At 51.7% G+C, this 15685-nt stretch carries 15 protein-coding genes and 1 riboswitch; all 15 genes read left to right on the top strand.

What is annotated here, in order from left to right; translation table 11 throughout:
* Positions 1-101: 101 nt before the first annotated feature.
* The 15 genes from SPSYN_RS01540 (at position 102) to SPSYN_RS01475 (ending at position 15654) form a co-directional block, all read left to right on the top strand.
* Positions 102-1754: a VanW family protein gene (locus tag SPSYN_RS01540; RefSeq protein ID WP_161820738.1), complete on the top strand. Its 1653-nt coding sequence runs from the start codon at positions 102-104 to the stop codon at positions 1752-1754.
* A gap of 53 nt (positions 1755-1807) precedes the next feature.
* Positions 1808-2878: an endolytic transglycosylase MltG gene (mltG, locus tag SPSYN_RS01535; RefSeq protein WP_243152865.1), complete on the top strand. Its 1071-nt coding sequence runs from the start codon at positions 1808-1810 to the stop codon at positions 2876-2878.
* 41 nt (positions 2879-2919) lie between these two features.
* Entirely contained in the window at positions 2920-4140 is a 1221-nt protein-coding gene (locus tag SPSYN_RS01530) for a peptidase U32 family protein (RefSeq protein WP_161820737.1), read from the top strand.
* A 62-nt stretch (positions 4141-4202) separates the two neighbouring features.
* The gene (locus tag SPSYN_RS01525) at positions 4203-5909 is read left to right on the top strand and encodes a peptidoglycan D,D-transpeptidase FtsI family protein (protein WP_243152864.1); all 1707 of its coding nucleotides are present in this window, start codon (positions 4203-4205) and stop codon (positions 5907-5909) included.
* A 163-nt stretch (positions 5910-6072) separates the two neighbouring features.
* Complete coding sequence (locus tag SPSYN_RS01520) at positions 6073-6846, top strand: helix-turn-helix domain-containing protein (RefSeq protein WP_161820736.1); 774 nt, start codon at positions 6073-6075, stop codon at positions 6844-6846.
* A gap of 89 nt (positions 6847-6935) precedes the next feature.
* Positions 6936-7187 carry an FmdB family zinc ribbon protein gene (locus SPSYN_RS01515; protein ID WP_161820735.1) on the top strand — a complete coding sequence of 84 codons (252 nt, stop codon included), beginning with the start codon at positions 6936-6938 and terminating at the stop codon, positions 7185-7187.
* Complete coding sequence (locus SPSYN_RS15665) at positions 7138-7347, top strand: hypothetical protein (RefSeq protein WP_202623709.1); 210 nt, start codon at positions 7138-7140, stop codon at positions 7345-7347. Before SPSYN_RS01515 ends, SPSYN_RS15665 begins: the two co-directional genes overlap by 50 nt.
* A gap of 220 nt (positions 7348-7567) precedes the next feature.
* A complete protein-coding gene (mobA, locus tag SPSYN_RS01510; protein WP_161820734.1) occupies positions 7568-8194 on the top strand; it encodes a molybdenum cofactor guanylyltransferase in 627 nt (208 codons plus the stop codon).
* 56 nt (positions 8195-8250) lie between these two features.
* Positions 8251-8820, top strand: coding sequence for a YqeG family HAD IIIA-type phosphatase (locus SPSYN_RS01505; protein WP_161820733.1), 570 nt, complete (start codon positions 8251-8253; stop codon positions 8818-8820).
* Positions 8801-9697 (top strand): shikimate dehydrogenase, encoded by an 897-nt coding sequence (locus tag SPSYN_RS01500; RefSeq protein ID WP_161820732.1) that lies wholly within the window; start codon positions 8801-8803, stop codon positions 9695-9697. Before SPSYN_RS01505 ends, SPSYN_RS01500 begins: the two co-directional genes overlap by 20 nt.
* Before the next feature lie 71 nt (positions 9698-9768).
* The gene (gene aroC, locus SPSYN_RS01495; protein WP_161820731.1) at positions 9769-10929 is read left to right on the top strand and encodes a chorismate synthase; all 1161 of its coding nucleotides are present in this window, start codon (positions 9769-9771) and stop codon (positions 10927-10929) included.
* Positions 10930-10977: 48 nt separating this feature from the next.
* Positions 10978-11499, top strand: coding sequence for a shikimate kinase (locus SPSYN_RS01490; RefSeq protein WP_161820730.1), 522 nt, complete (start codon positions 10978-10980; stop codon positions 11497-11499).
* Positions 11496-12584 (top strand): 3-dehydroquinate synthase, encoded by a 1089-nt coding sequence (gene aroB, locus SPSYN_RS01485; protein WP_161820729.1) that lies wholly within the window; start codon positions 11496-11498, stop codon positions 12582-12584. The genes SPSYN_RS01490 and aroB overlap by 4 nt, the downstream gene beginning before the upstream one ends.
* Positions 12585-12698: 114 nt before the next feature.
* Positions 12699-12808, top strand: a riboswitch (cyclic di-GMP riboswitch).
* A 104-nt stretch (positions 12809-12912) separates the two neighbouring features.
* Positions 12913-14583: a GspE/PulE family protein gene (locus SPSYN_RS01480; RefSeq protein ID WP_161820728.1), complete on the top strand. Its 1671-nt coding sequence runs from the start codon at positions 12913-12915 to the stop codon at positions 14581-14583.
* Positions 14584-15654 carry a type IV pilus twitching motility protein PilT gene (locus SPSYN_RS01475; protein WP_161820727.1) on the top strand — a complete coding sequence of 357 codons (1071 nt, stop codon included), beginning with the start codon at positions 14584-14586 and terminating at the stop codon, positions 15652-15654.
* Positions 15655-15685: the final 31 nt, after the last annotated feature.

Genomic DNA, 15685 nt, shown 5'->3' with positions numbered 1-15685 from the left:
GGAGTACAACGCCAACTAAGTCATGCATTTTGCAGTTCTAAAATTCAGGGGGAGTTGAAACTCCACCCAAATTAAGAACTTGCTTCAGAGGGGGTTTTCCGGTGCGGCGAGTTGGTTGGCTGTTTGGTTTTCTGGCCTTGCTTGTGGTCGGCGTGTTGTTTGGTTGTTCGGGTGCATCCTTTGCGAACAGTAAGATTACCCCTGGTGTGTATGTCGGTAATTTAAATTTAGGCGGGCTAACCAAAGAGCAAGCCCGGGAACTTTTAACCATGCTCGAAGATGAAGTGACCCATTACCCGGTAGTTATTAAACACGGGGACAATACCTGGACTATTAAAGCCGGTGAGCTGGGGGTAACGCTGGATAAAGAAAAAACGCTGCAAAAGGCTGTCGCTATCGGGCATGCAGGTTCCATTATCAACCAGTGGCGCGAACGGCGCCGGGTAGAAAAAGAAGGCGAGCATATCCAGTCTGAACTGTCTACCAGCTGGGACGTTTTGAAAAAAAAGATTATAGCCGAGATGGGGCAAATTATTGTCGAGCCGGTTAATGCAGGCTTTCAGATAACACCGGGCGACCAGGTGATAATAGTGCCTGCCCAAACAGGTACCGATATAGATTTTAACTCGCTGGCCAGTGAAATTTCACGATTGGTCAGCGATGGAGCAATCAACGGGGCTGAGGTTGGTGAAGTTGAGCTGCCCCTATTATCTGTACAGCCCCAGCGCACCACGGAAGACGTGGAGGCGATGCAGATCAATGGTCGGATTGCCCAGTATACCACGCGGTTTGATGCCGGGCAGGAGGGGCGCACCTACAATATCAAGGTAGCCGCAGCTGCTCTGGATGGGTTGTTGCTTGCACCTGGTGATGATTTTTCCTTTAACCAGGTAGTCGGTCCGCGCAGCTCGGAGGCAGGTTACAAAAGCGCTAATGTGATTGTGAATAACGAATTCGTGCAGGGTCTGGGCGGGGGCGTGTGCCAGGTTTCCTCCACGCTGTACAATGCCGTGCTGCTGGCTAATTTGCAGATACTCGAGCGCAGCAATCACACGCTGCCGGTGAGCTATGTGCCTATCGGTCAGGATGCAACAGTGTCTTACGGGGCCATTGATTTTAGGTTCGCGAATAATCAGGAAAATTATATTTATATTACTTCACTGGTGGAAGGCAACACCATAACCTTTAAAATATACGGCAACCAGGCGAACAGCCCCCGGGTAGAGGTGACCAGCTGGATAACCGAAACCATTCCACAGAAGGTCATATATGAAGATGACCCCAATTTGGCTGCCGGTGAACAGGTGATTAAGCAAAAAGGGAACAACGGCTTTAAAGTTGCCTCAGCCAGGCATGTGTGGGAAAATGGCGAAAAAAGGACCGAACAGCTACCGGCCAGTTATTATCACGCCGTTAACCGCATTGTGGCAGTTGGTACAGGCAAGGCCAAGCCAACAGTGGTAGTCCCACCGGAGAGTGCAGTGTTGCCGGTCAGCCCTGGTGTTATTAACCAACCGGTGCCACAAGAACCTGCCGGCAGTAACTCTGATGAAACAACCGAGCCGGTACCGCCGGCGCCTGAACACACTAATCCGGTTGAGCCCGGAGTGCCTTCTACAGCTGGTGACAGCCGGTCAACAGAGAGTGATGGTCAGGTACCGGAAAACGGGGATGTGCCTCCTGCAACCGGTGACAGCCGAGCAATAGAGGACGCTGAACAGGTACCCGAAACTGGAAATATATCCCCCGATTAGGTGCCGGAGCCGGCCACTGATTTTATAGACCAGGCATCAAGGGTGTCCGATGCTTGAGGAAATTACAGAGAAAGGCTGTAGTAATGTCTTATAATTATTTAACCGCAAGAAACCAAAGACGTCGACGCAAGCAGCGCTATTTACCAACCAGGTTGATTGCTATACTTTTGCTGATGGTGGGATGGGTGGCACTGTGGTACTCGCTGATGCCCGTAGATGCAGAAAATACTGGGGGGGTTACGGTGGTGGTACCCCGGGATGCCTCTACCGCACAAATTGCCACTATGTTAAAAGAGCAAGGTTTAATCCGCAGCGCCAGGGCTTTTAGCCTGTATGCAAGGCTACACGGTCTGGATGGAGCTATGAAACCCGGAACGTATACCTTGAGCTTATCTATGCCGGTCTCAGAGATTATTGAGGTGCTGACCAAAGGTCCACCGGACAGACTTAAAATAACGATACCGGAAGGCTACACCGTGGCCCAGATCGCCGTTTTGTTAGAAAAGCAGGGGATTGTTCAGCGGGAGGATTTTATGCAAGCCCTGCGCGGCCCCTGGCAGATGGCCTTTTTGCAAGGAGTGCCTGTAAACCAGTGGGGTCTGGAGGGTTATCTTTATCCGGATACCTACTTCCTGAGTACTGAAACCAAGGCGGATAGAATTGTGGAAATAATGCTGAAAAATTTTGGCCGGGTTATTGCGGAACATGACTATAGTCGGCATGTCGAGTCTATGGGGCTGACGCTGCATGAAGCGATGACTATTGCTTCTATGGTGGAGCGGGAAACCCTTGCAGCCTCGGAAAGGCCTCGCATTGCCGGGGTGATTTTCAACCGGTTGAAGCTGGGCATGCCTTTACAAATAGATGCTACTGTGCAGTACGCTTTAGGTGAGACCAAGGAGAAGCTGCTGTTCAAGGATTTACTGGTTGATTCCCCTTATAATACTTACCGGGTCGAGGGGCTGCCTCCCGGCCCAATTGCCAACCCCGGCTGGCCTTCAATGCTGGCAGTTATTCAGCCGGAGAGCCATAATTACCTGTATTACGTAGCTAAGCCCGATGGCACACATGCCTTTGCTGAGACATTGGAGGCCCATAATGAAAATGTGCGTAAATACCAGTAAATTAGCAGCCTGGCAAATGTTTGCGACATGGAGATGAACTGATGAATAAACCTGAATTATTGGCTCCAGCCGGCAGCCCGGAGAAATTAAAATTCGCTATTGCTTACGGGGCCGATGCTGTTTATCTGGGCGGTACCGGTTTCGGGCTGCGGACAGCGGCGGCCGCATTTGACTCGTCCTCCCTGGCTTGGGCTGTGGAGTACGCTCATGCTCGTGGAGTGAAGGTTTACGTGGCTTTAAATATATTCGCTCACAACCGCGATATCGAAGCCCTGCCCTCTTACATCCAAGAGCTAGCAGCCCTGGGTGTTGATGCAGTGATCGTGTCCGACCCGGGAGTACTGACCCTGGTGCGGGAGTTGGCCCCGGCTTTGAAAATACATATCAGCACCCAGGCCAATACCACCAACTGGCGCACTGCCCTGCTCTGGCAAGCGCTGGGAGCGGAGCGGATCGTACTGGCCAGGGAACTAAGCTTGGATGAAATAAAAACCGTATACAGCCGTACCGGCATGGAACTAGAGGTCTTTGTGCACGGGGCTATGTGCATGGCCTATTCGGGGCGTTGCTTGCTCAGCAATTATATGACGGGCAGAGGCGCCAACCAGGGGGACTGTGCACAATCCTGCCGCTGGAAATACCGGCTGGTGGAGGAAAAAAGGCCGGGGGAATATTTCCCGGTTTTTGAGGACGAGCGGGGCACCTATATACTCAGCTCGCGAGATTTGTGCCTGCTGGAGTACCTGCCCGACCTGGTGGAGGCCGGGGTGGCCTCCTTTAAAATAGAGGGGCGGGTGAAAAGCATTCATTATGTGGCTTCCATCACCAGAGTCTACCGGCAGGCGCTGGATGCCTACCGGTCAGACCCGGACAACTACTCCGTCCGCCCCGAGTGGCTGGAGGAGATGAGCAAAGTCAGCAACCGCGACTATACCACAGGTTTTATCACCGGTCTCCGTCCTGGCGAAACACCGCCGGAATACTCCATCTACCGGCGCCCCTATACCTTTGTCGGCGTGGTCCTGGGCTATGACGAGCAGCAAAAGATGCTGCTGGTGGAGCAGCGGAATCGCTTTAAACGGGGCGAACAACTGGAAATACTGACCCCAGGACGAAAAACTATCACAATGTTAGTCACCAATATATTAGATAATGAAGGCAATTCACAGGAGGCGGCGCCGCACCCGCGCCAGGTCGTCTTCTTGCCCTGGCCGCGCCCGTTACCCTCGATGTCACTGCTGCGCCGGGCAGAGCATGTATAAAACCCCTGCGCCAGGGGTCACCATAGTAATAATATGGCGATCATTGGAAAGGGGTTTTATTTTTGCTGCCTATACAGAGGCGCAGGATAGCTGCTTCCTTTTGGCTTTTAGTACTGGCCTTAGGGTTGGTTCTGGTGCATCTTTACCAGATACAGCTGCAGGGTTATAAATATGCCCGGCAAGCATTTCAATTGGGGGCTCAAAATATAGCCCTTGAACAATTTACCCGGGGTGAAATAACCGATCGGGAGGGTGGCTCCCTGACTGGGGGTTATTACGCCAACAGGGTGGTGGTGTTTCCAGCGCTGCTAAAACAAAAAGAGGTTCAGCTACAGCGATTAGCAGCTATCTTAAATATGGACACAGAGCAGCTAAAAGAGCGGGCCCGGCAGGGCGCCTTTTATATCGACCGGACACCGACCGGCAGTATCTGTGCGGAGCTGCAAGAGGCCAAATTGCCGGGGGTAATAATACTGCCGGTATACCAGCGTTATGGGAGCAAGCCGCTGGCGGTGCATATCACCGGGCAGCTTGGCAAAATATCCAGCCGGGAACAGTATGCTCAGCTGCAGAGCACTGGCGGCAAAAACTATCTGCTGGGGGACTGGGTAGGTAAGTCCGGTCTGGAATACTTCTATGAACAGCAGCTCAAGGGAACTCAGGCCAAACGCTGGGCCGGAGTGCCGGTTGATGCCCGGGGCAGGGTAATCCAGGGGCCCGGTCTGCTGGTGGACAGTATGGCTCGAGACCCCTGGCGTTTAAACGTAGTAACTACTATTGACGGGCGTGTGCAGAGCATTGTCGAGGAGATCATGGACCGCAATATAGTTACCGGGGCGGTAGTGGTGATGCAGGCCGGTACCGGTGATATACTGGCCATGGCAAGTCGCCCCAACTATCACCCGGAATTTCTTCATGCTATGTCCAGCATGGACGAACTGCCGGGAGAACTATTCATCGATCAGTGCACCGCGTTATTTCAGCCGGGTTCGGTCTTTAAAATTGTGCTGGCCGCTGCTGCACTGGAAGAGGGTCTGGTGCAGCCGACAACACTATTTGATTGTGCCGGTCCAGCAGCGCAGCCGGTGCGTTGCTGGAACAATGCCGGGCATGGACGGATAACCTTCCAGCAGGCCTTTGCTGAGTCCTGCAACCCCGCCTTTGTTGATATTGGCCGCCAGCTGGGTGCAGCCGGCATTATCAAATACGCGACAGCCTTGGGTTTAAACAAACAAAAGATTACCGGCTACCCGGTGCCGGCAAACAGTCACCAGGATTTAGCTCTGATTGCCGAACCCTATAGCCTGGCCAACAGCAGCGTCGGCCAGGGTCCTGTGCTGGTCACCCCGGTTCAGGTAACGGCGATGCTAAATGCTATTGCCAGCGGCGGCAAGTATTATACACCCCGCCTGGTGACCGGCCTGAGCGATGATAGCGGCCGACTGGTCGAGCAGTATAATGCAGAGGAGCCTGTTCAGGCTATTTCCCCGGCTACAGCTGCCCGGCTGGGGGCTTTATTGCACGAGGTTATCGCTTCAGGTGTGGGGAAAAAAGCCGCCCAGCCGGGTGTTGAAAGCGCCGGCAAGACAGGTTCGGCACAGGTGAGCGGGTATGAGGAGGATAAAGTGGATGCCTGGTTTGCCGGCTATGTGCCGGTTGAAAACCCTCGCTATGTAATTACCGTGCTGGTGCGGGGCGGTGCCAGTGGGGGCGATACGGCGGCACCGCTGTTTCGTGAAATAGCAGCCAGGTGTCTGGGGGTAGAATAACCAGCAATCAGTTGCCGGGCTTGGCTGGCGGCAGCCAGCCTGGTGGTAGCCAACCGCACATGCTCCCACAGATTGATTAATTAATCACATTATAGTAGAATGTTGAAAAATAATAACCAATATTAGAGAATTTGTAGTAATTCGCATCAAGCGGGGTGACATTATGAACGTTAGAGGGGAAAATATCCGGGCTTTGCGCGAAGAACGTGGTTATACATTACAGGATTTAGCCAAAAGGGCTAACCTGTCTTTGTCTTATCTCAGCGAAATTGAAAGAGGCACCAAGCGGCCTTCACCAAAAACTGTCGATAAACTCGCCGCCGCCTTGGAGGTACCCAAAACCCGGTTTATTAAGGAGGACGTTTCAGACACCAGCCTCTCCATTGGAAACAAAATCCACCTGCTGCGTGAGGAAAAGGATATATCCTTGCATGAGTTATCCCGGCGGGTAGATATAACAGTTAATTACTTAAGTGAAATTGAAAGGGGCATCATTGTTCCTGCATTGCATACCTTAAAGCGTATCGCCGAAGAATTGACCGTACCGGTGTCTTTTTTAATGGGGCAGGAAGGCACGCTGGGTTATAAACTAAAGGCGCTGCGGGAAGAATACGGGCTGACTCAGGCGCAATTAGCCAATAAAGCCGGTGTGACTGCCGGGTTAATTGGTCAAATTGAACACGGCAAAGTACAGCCATCGCTGAAAACGCTGGATAAACTTGCTAAAGTGATGAGCGTATCACCCTGTTATTTTATCATGGAACCCGGCGCAGTGGATGAATTGCTCAGCTTAATGACCCCGGAATTACGGGATCTGCTGATGCATCCCAATGTGCAGGCTGTTTTAAATTTGGTGTGTAATCTTAATGAAAAGGAATTGCAGTTTATATTAAACTTTATTCAGCTATTTAAAAGATCCGAGATAGCCCTTGGTTAGCTAAACAAATCTATATAAATTAGTATATAATATTCATACAAGACTTAAAGTTATTGCGTGATAATCAATAACAGGAGGTGGAGAAACAGATGCCAAACTATGACTTTCGCTGTGCCGAGTGCGGGCATAAATTTGAAGTTCAGGTGAGTATGAACGATAGGGACAAAGTTACCTGCCCCGACTGCGGAGGAAAAAAAGTGGAACAGCTGTTTACGGGTTGTATGGTGAACACCGGCAGCAGCGATAGTGCCGGTTGTGGCTTTGATTGCGGTATGCCGGGCGCCGGATTCGGTGGAGGTTGTGGAATGCCGGGTGCCGGTGGTGAATTCGGCGGCGGCTGAGGAATACAGCATTAAATCGGCCGTTGGCCGGAGTTATTACCTGGTTGCTTGGCGGTTTCCCTGTGCCAAGCAGCCAGATAAAACTGTACACCGGATGCTTTTAATTAAATGTTTTACCCCAGGCCGGCCGCCGGGGGATTTTTTATACTTTAGAAAATAATGCTTGTAACAAATATAGCAAGCGCTAAGGATAAAAATACTGAAAAGCGCACACAGAGGGAAACGGTATGGGCGTGCTTTTCTTGTTGGACTAATAAATAAGCCACAGGCGGGAAAAATTGAAAATGAAAGGAAAATGAGTTAATGCGTAGAATAAATCTGATGTATACGGTGTAGCGGAACGAGTAAATATGTGCACTTGATAGGAGTTGATTACCCCGTTGGCAAAAAATTTGGCACCTATTTCCGGGATCATACTGGCAGGTGGTAAGAGTGCCCGGATGGGAACCGACAAGGCCTTGCTCAAAGTGGGACCATATTACATAATAGAGCGCATATCCCGGGTACTAAGTACGATGGTGGATGAAATAATCATCGTTACCGACCGCCCGGAAAGGTATGCCAAATATGGTGACAGAACTACATTTGATATTATGCCCGGAAACGGTCCAATGGGGGGCATTCACGCCGGACTGGTTGAGGCAGCTCATCCCTGGGTTTTGGTAACGGCCTGCGACCTGCCCTTTATTAGTACGTCGGTGGGCCGTTTAATGATGCAGTGTGCCGATGGATATGATGTGGTAGTGCCCCGCTACCGGGGTTATTTTGAGCCGCTGTACGCGCTGTACAATAAAAACTGTATTAAAGTCTTTGAACAGCATCTGACCAAGGGGCTGATTAAAATAACCCGTCTCTACGAAGAGTTCAATACCAGGTATCTGGAGGAAGAAGAAATGTTACAGGTGGAACCACACCTGGAACGGGTTTTTTTCAATTTAAATACTCCGGAAGATATCTTAAAAGCCCAGGTCTGGGGCAACGAACCCTTGAAATTGCAGACTGATTAAGGTTACAATAAATGGAATTAGTGATTACTGCTTTGCAAGCTGCTGAGGAGAGCTAAATGCTGCGTATCTTTTACCCCAAGATGTATGTCCCCTCAATTTTTGAGATCAACCCGGAGGAACTGCAAAAACAAGGCATTACAACGTTATTGCTGGATTTGGATAACACCATTGTACCCCGGCACCTGGATGAATTCGCGCCTGAAATAAAGGCCTGGCTTACCGGTATGCGACAAAAAGGGTTTAAGCTGTGTATTGTGTCCAACAACAGCTCGGGCAGAGTAAGCGCGCTGGCCGGGTCGCTGCAGATACCCTGGGTGGTCAGGGCTTTTAAACCCCTGCGGCGAGCTTTTATCCGGGCCATCCGCCTGGTGGATGCCGCCCCGGAGGAAACCGCGGTAGTGGGCGACCAAATATTTACCGATATACTGGGCGGAAATATGCTGGGCATGTTTACCATATTAGTGGTGCCAATGCCCGGCAAAGAATTCTGGGGCACCAAGTTAATCAACCGGCGGCTGGAAAAGGTCGTGCTGAAACGCCTGGCTAACCATGTTTCACATAAAGATAAACAGTACTATGTTATCAAGCGGAAGGGAGCGTGCGGTGATGGAAAACAACAAGTATAGCGCAGAACAGGTTATCGATGGTCGGACTGTGGTGTACGGTATTATCGGTCACCCGGTAGCCCACAGCTATTCGCCGGCTATGCAAACAGCCGCGCTGCGCGAGCTGGGGTTAAACGGCGTATACGTGCCCTTTGACACGGCGTCGGTATACATAGCGGAGGCCGTTGCTGGCCTGCGGGCACTGGGCATTGCCGGGGCTAATGTTACTGTGCCGTTCAAAGAGATTGTAAGGCTATATATGGATGAATTGGACGATTCCGCCAACCTTTACGGAGGAGTTAATACAGTGGTAAACCGGCAGGGCAGGCTAATTGGCTACAACACCGATGGACCTGGTTTTATTAAGGCGTTGCAGGAAGACCAGGGCTATGATCCTGCCCGGGGACCGGCCATGATTTTGGGGGCGGGGGGCGCTGCCAGAGCAGTGGCAACAGCCCTGGTTAAGGCAGGATGCCCGGAGCTGGCCGTGGTCAACCGCCACCCGAACCGGGCTATAGCGCTGGCTCAGACTCTGCATGCACAAACCGGTTTTACAGCGTGGGTGCTGCCATGGGACGCCAGCGACCAGGAGGCGGCTGATTTTGCCAGGCAGGCGAAGCTGGTGGTCAACTGTACTCCACTGGGCATGTCCGGACACGAAGCACGTGATTGGCCGCTGCCCGAATCGCTGCCCGGGAAAGGTCAGCTGGCTTACGATTTGGTCTATAACCCCACTGAGACACCGTTTATGGTCAGGGCAGCCGGCAACGGCGCAGCGGCGGCCAACGGCCTGGGTATGCTGTTGCACCAGGGCGCGCTTGCTCTGGAGGCGTGGACAGGCTTGCCGGCTCCCCTGGCTGTGATGCGGCAGGTTCTCCACCAGCAGGCAGGCGATTAACTTGACAAAGTCATGCATTTAAGAACTTGCTTTAAAAAAGATATAGCTTGATGCGAAAGGATTGATGAGCTTTGCTGCGTTACCTTACGGCCGGGGAGTCCCACGGACCTTCCCTTACCGCTATCCTGGACGGTATTCCGGCAGGACTGGCTATAGATACCGGTTACATAGATTTACAGCTGGGCAGGCGCCAGGGTGGTTACGGGCGGGGCGGCCGCATGGGCATAGAACATGATTTTGTTGAGATAACCTCCGGCGTTCGGGGCGGGATGACTACGGGTGCCCCGGTTACGCTGGTTGTAAATAATAAGGACTGGGATAACTGGTGCGACGTGATGGCCTCGGGTCCTAATGCTGATTTGGAATCTCAACAGGTCACCCGCCCTCGTCCAGGGCATGCTGATTTAACCGGTGCCATCAAATACGGGCATCTGGACATGCGCAATGTGTTGGAACGCTCAAGCGCCCGGGAAACAGCAGCCAGGGTGGCGGCAGGCTCGGTAGCCCGCCAGCTGCTGGAGGAGCTGGGCATTGAACTGATAGGCAACGTGGTGCAAATAGGCAGTGTCAAAGCCATGACACAGGATCTTAATGCAAAAGACCTGGAAAGAGCGGTTCTTAACTCTTCCGTGTACTGCGCCGACCCCGAGGCCTCTCAGGCCATGATTAACGAAATAAAACAGGCCAAGGATGTGGGCGATACTGTGGGCGGGGTCTTTGAAATAAAAGTTTTCGGCCTGCCGGCAGGCCTGGGCAGCTACTCCCAGCGGGACCGCACGTTGGACGGTCGTCTGGCCGGGGCGCTGATGAGCATTCAGGCCATCAAGGGTGTTGAGGTGGGCGCCGGTTTTGCCGCAGCAGCTATCAGGGGCTCCCAACTGCATGATGAAATATTTTACGACTTTAATTCCGGTTTTTACCGGCAGACCAACAACGCCGGCGGCATCGAGGGTGGTATGTCTAATGGTGCTCCGCTGGTGCTGCGGGCGGCCATGAAGCCTATCCCTACCCTGTCACGCCCGCTGTACACGGTGGATTTAAAAAACAAAATGCCGGTCAGCGCTGCAGTAGAGCGTTCAGATACCTGTGCTGTGCCCGCAGCCAGTGTGGTTGGTGAAGCTGTCGTGGCCTGGGAACTGGCTGTTACATTGTTGGAAAAGTTTGGCGGGGATACAATGCGGGAAATAAAAGAGCGTGTGGCTGCTTATCGACAGTATGAAAAGAGTATATAGGCGCCCACCGGGGAAGACCCGTTCTTTGTGCGACTGGAAAGGATGCCAATGAAAAAAAATATCGTGCTAATTGGCTTTATGGGTGTCGGTAAATCTACTCTGGGCCGGCGGCTGGCCAAGCGACTTGGCTATAAATTTATCGACACGGACAGTGCCATAGAAGAAATAACCGGTAAGACCGTGGAACAGATTTTCCGCACCGACGGCGAAATCAGGTTCCGTTCGGAGGAAAAGTTGCTGGCGCGTAAACTGGCAGGCCAGACCGGGCTGGTGATCGCCACGGGCGGCGGTATGGTACTGGAGCAGGAGAACGTCGAATTACTTAAACAAAACGGGGTCCTGATTTGCCTGCATGCGGATCCCCAGGTAATTTTGCAGCGAGTGAAAAACAAAAGGCGCCGGCCTCTGCTGAGCAAGGGCAATTTGCTCGAAAACATTATCAGGCTAACCAGGGAACGGGAAGGCGCTTACGATATAGCCGAGCTTACCCTGGATACCGGTAAGCTTACATATGACGAGATGCTGCAGGAGATAAAGAAATTCTTAGAGCAAAAGGGCTATTTACGATGAGTGAAGTAGAAATTAATTTAGGCAGCCGCTCCTATCGCATCATGATCGGCAGTAGCTTACTGGACCGCGCCGGTGAACTGATTGCCGGGCTGCCTGTAGGCCGCCAAGTACTCCTGGTTACCAATACCACGGTAGGCCCGCTTTACGCCGGGCGGGTGGCCGCGAGCCTGGAGGGGGCAGGTCTGACAGTTACTGTGGCTGAGGTGCCCGATGGGGAACAGTATAAATCCCTGGCCAGCACCGAACTGCTTTATGAACGCGCTTTTTCCGCCGGCCTGGACCGGCGCTCGGCGGTGGTGGCACTGGGCGGCGGGGTAGTAGGAGATCTGGCCGGCTTCGTGGCAGCTACCTATATGCGGGGCGTACCTTTTGTGCAGCTGCCCACCACTCTGCTGGCCCAGGTAGATAGCAGCGTGGGGGGCAAGGTTGCCGTAAATCACCCGCGGGGTAAAAATATTATCGGGGCTTTCTACCAGCCGTCGTTGGTGATTGCGGATACGGACACACTGTCAACCTTAAACAACCGGGAACTGCGCTCCGGCCTGGCTGAAGTGATTAAATACGGCATCATTGGCGATGAACAATTTTTCACCTGGCTGGAGCAAAACTTGCCGCAGGTGCTGGCGCTGAAACCGGAAGCGCTGGCGTATGTTATCGAGCAATCCTGCAGCAATAAAGCCCGGGTGGTGGAAGAAGACGAAACCGAACAGGGTGCTCGGGCACTGTTAAATCTTGGTCACACTGCGGGCCACGCCATCGAGGCTCTGGCCGGCTTCGGGCGTTACACCCACGGCGAAGCAGTGGCCATGGGCACGGCCGTGGCAACGCAGCTGGGAGTGCAGCTGGGCAGGCTCACCCTGGCAGCGGCGGATAGAATCACCGGCCTGCTGCGCCGGGCCGGTTTGCCCACCACAGTGCCGGCGGAGCTGGCCGGAGCAGACCTGGTCGCAGCCATGCACGGGGATAAAAAGACTGTCGGTGGCGCAATAACGTTCATTCTTCCGGTGAAAATCGGCCAGGCGGTTATTCACCCCAACACAGCGGAGGAACACATCAGCCGGGCTATTGTGGCAGCAAGGACATAAATTTTTCTTGAAATTTGTCTCTTTGTTAATATTTGTATTGTTATTTGTATTGTTATTTGTATTTTTTTTATCTATAATTTTAATATCTTTACAAATATTTTTATTTACCAAGAGACCTGAAAATAGCAAATACTTTGAAAGAAGTATACGCAAAGTTTCGGGCCTAAAGTATATACCTACTACCACTATACGTTAGTATATACAATGGCGGCCGGGCAGCTAGGTGCGGGAACTTACCGGTTCGCGCACTTTTTTATATTTACTGGATATTAAAATAAAGCTAAAAAGAAGCTGAAAAACTTTCAAAATATGTTGAGGTTAAATTTTTATGAAGTTCAATAAAAATCTTCTCGGTACTTGGTTAATTCGTGAAGGAATAATAACCGAAAACCAGTTAGCCGAGGCGATGGTTGTTCAAAGAAAGGAAAAAAATTTTTTAGGTAAAACACTGGTCCGGCTGGGGTATTGCACAGAGGATGACATTGCCGGAGTGATTGCCAAACGTTCAGGCGTTGATTTTATTTCCCTTGAAGAAACCGTCATTGACAGTGCCGCCGTGGCCGCTTTGCCTGTCGAGGCATATAAACGCTACAGGGTCCTGCCCATAGGTTTCAGCGATAATAAACTGGTAGTGGCCATGCAGCATCCCAACAACATTATGGCTATTGATGACCTGCGCATTCTATCCGGCTTTGATATAAAAGTGGTAGTGGCTCCCGATAGTGAACTTGAAGCCATGATTGAAAAATATAGCCGGGCTAATATGGATTTTGGACAGGTTAAGGATGATCTGCAGGATGACGAAAATATAACCATAGAAACCGAAGAGCAAACAACCAGGCCCGCAGTACAATTGGCTAATATGATTATAGCCCAGGCGGTGGGGGCCAAAGCCAGTGATGTGCATATTGAGTTATACGAAAACAACTTGAGAGTGCGTTTCCGCATTGACGGCGTGCTGCACAACGTTATGCATCTGCCCAGAGCAATGCACGGCTCTTTAATATCCAGGATAAAAATTATGGCCAATATGAATATAGCCGAGCGCCGGATTCCTCAGGACGGTCGAATGTCCTTGAAAATAGAAGGCCAGACTATCGATGTGCGGGTGGCTTCGTTGCCTGCCAGCTATGGCGAGCGGTTGACTTTAAGGTTGCTCAACCGGTCGTCCAATATAATAACTCTTGAGGAACTGGGCGTTTCCCCCGGGGTGCTGGATAAATACCGGGAAGCCATTAGGCGGCCCTATGGTTGTATTCTCGTTACGGGTCCTACGGGCAGCGGCAAAAGTACAACGCTTTACGCCGGCCTGGCTACGCTTGACAAGAATGCAAAAAATATTATAACCGTGGAAGATCCGGTTGAATATCGCATGGACGGTATTAACCAGGTGCAAATAAATCCCAGGGCCGGTCTGACCTTTGCTACGGGTTTGCGCTCCATACTGCGCAGCGACCCCGACATCATCATGGTTGGTGAAATCAGGGACCAGGAGACAGCCAAACTGGCTATTGAGTCGGCTCTTACGGGACACCTTGTTTTTTCCTCTCTCCATACCAATGACGCGCCGGGTTCTATAACTCGCCTGACGGAAATGGGTATTGAGCCGTTTTTAACCGCATCATCGCTATTGTGTGTGCTAGCTCAGCGTTTGGCGCGGGTACTGTGCCCCCATTGCAAAGAATCCTATACTATTTCGCGAGATAAAATGCCGGATTTTCCAGACTTCCCTTTCGATGAAAATGAAACCGAGGTCGGGCTGTACCGCCCGGCGGGGTGTATGCGATGCAGCAATACTGGCTACCGGGGCAGGACCGGTATTTACGAACTGCTATTTGTTAGCGAAAGGATACATGACATGATCTTGGAGCGGAAATCGTCCCGGGAAATTAGAAATGCCGCCATCTCCGAAGGTATGGTGACACTACGCCGGGACGGGTTGATGAAGGTGAAACAGGGTATTACTTCATTGGAGGAATTGGTTCGGGTGGTGGTATAGATGGATTTAAATGAAATACTCATTCAAACAGTTAATATGTACGGCTCAGATCTGCACCTGGCGGTCGGCATACCTCCCGTGGTGCGTGTCAACGGGGAGTTGGTCAGACTTTCCATGCCCGCTTTGATGCCGTCTGATATTGAAGAGATGGTTTTCCCCTTGCTTCAACCCAAACAGCGTGAACAGCTGGAAAATAACAAGGAGTTGGATTTTTCCTATTCAATACCTGGAGTCAGCCGCTTCCGGGGTAATATTATGTGGCAGCGCGGTTCTCTGGGAGTCAACTTCAGGGTGGTGCCTATGCAAATACCCGGTCTGGATGAGTTGGGCTTGCCGGAAACAGTTAAAAATCTGGCTATGCTGCCTCGCGGACTAGTTTTGGTTACCGGTTCAACCGGAAGTGGTAAATCTACCACTTTAGCTGCGTTAATCAATACAATAAATGAACAGCGCAGTGTAAACATATTGACAGTCGAGGACCCGATTGAGTATTTGCACAGCCACAAAAAATCAATAGTCAAGCAGCGTGAGGTGGGCAGCGACACTCACTCCTTCGCCGTTGCGTTAAGGCATGCGCTGCGTCATGACCCCGATGTTATTTTAATCGGTGAAATGAGGGATACCGAAAGCATTGCCATTGCTCTTACTGCCGCGGAAACAGGACATCTGGTGCTCTCTACGCTGCACACTCAGACGGCGGCTCTGGCCGTGCACCGTATAGTGGATGTATTCCCTGAAGGTATGCGTAGCCAGATAAGGCAGCAGCTGGCCGATTCTTTGCAAGGAGTGCTGGCCCAGCAATTAATACCGCGCAAAGACGGTCGCGGGCGGGTAGCGGCGGTGGAATTGCTGCTTACCAACCCGGCGGTGCGCAATTTAATCCGCGAGGCTAAGGAACACCAGCTATACAGTGTCATGCAAACCGGGCGTGGCGCGGGTATGCAGACTATGGATCAGGCTCTGGCCGAATTGTGCCTGTCGGGTGTTATCACCAGAGAAAACGCCCTGGAGCGGTCTGTGGATAAGGTAGAGTTGCAGAGGGCGCTGAGCAACCAGAATTTTATGATATAGTTGTCCGTTTATAGTTGGAAAGGTATGATAG

It is taken from the genome of Sporotomaculum syntrophicum, from assembly GCF_009932395.1.
In the GTDB taxonomy this organism is placed as follows: Bacteria; Bacillota; Desulfotomaculia; order Desulfotomaculales; family Desulfallaceae; genus Sporotomaculum; species Sporotomaculum syntrophicum.
Note: the sequence above shows the minus strand (reverse complement) of the source record. Positions and strands in the feature narration are given on the sequence as shown.

What these genes read in the sequence shown, in the direction of transcription:
- SPSYN_RS01530 (WP_161820737.1), top strand. Translation starts at nt 2,920, where the DNA reads ATGAATAAACCTGAATTATTGGCTCCAGCCGGCAGCCCGGAGAAATTA.
- SPSYN_RS01475 (WP_161820727.1), top strand. Translation starts at nt 14,584, where the DNA reads ATGGATTTAAATGAAATACTCATTCAAACAGTTAATATGTACGGCTCA.
- aroB (WP_161820729.1), top strand. Translation starts at nt 11,496, where the DNA reads ATGAGTGAAGTAGAAATTAATTTAGGCAGCCGCTCCTATCGCATCATG.
- SPSYN_RS01490 (WP_161820730.1), top strand. Translation starts at nt 10,978, where the DNA reads ATGAAAAAAAATATCGTGCTAATTGGCTTTATGGGTGTCGGTAAATCT.
- SPSYN_RS01520 (WP_161820736.1), top strand. Translation starts at nt 6,073, where the DNA reads ATGAACGTTAGAGGGGAAAATATCCGGGCTTTGCGCGAAGAACGTGGT.
- SPSYN_RS01515 (WP_161820735.1), top strand. Translation starts at nt 6,936, where the DNA reads ATGCCAAACTATGACTTTCGCTGTGCCGAGTGCGGGCATAAATTTGAA.
- SPSYN_RS01505 (WP_161820733.1), top strand. Translation starts at nt 8,251, where the DNA reads ATGCTGCGTATCTTTTACCCCAAGATGTATGTCCCCTCAATTTTTGAG.
- SPSYN_RS01500 (WP_161820732.1), top strand. Translation starts at nt 8,801, where the DNA reads ATGGAAAACAACAAGTATAGCGCAGAACAGGTTATCGATGGTCGGACT.
- SPSYN_RS01480 (WP_161820728.1), top strand. Translation starts at nt 12,913, where the DNA reads ATGAAGTTCAATAAAAATCTTCTCGGTACTTGGTTAATTCGTGAAGGA.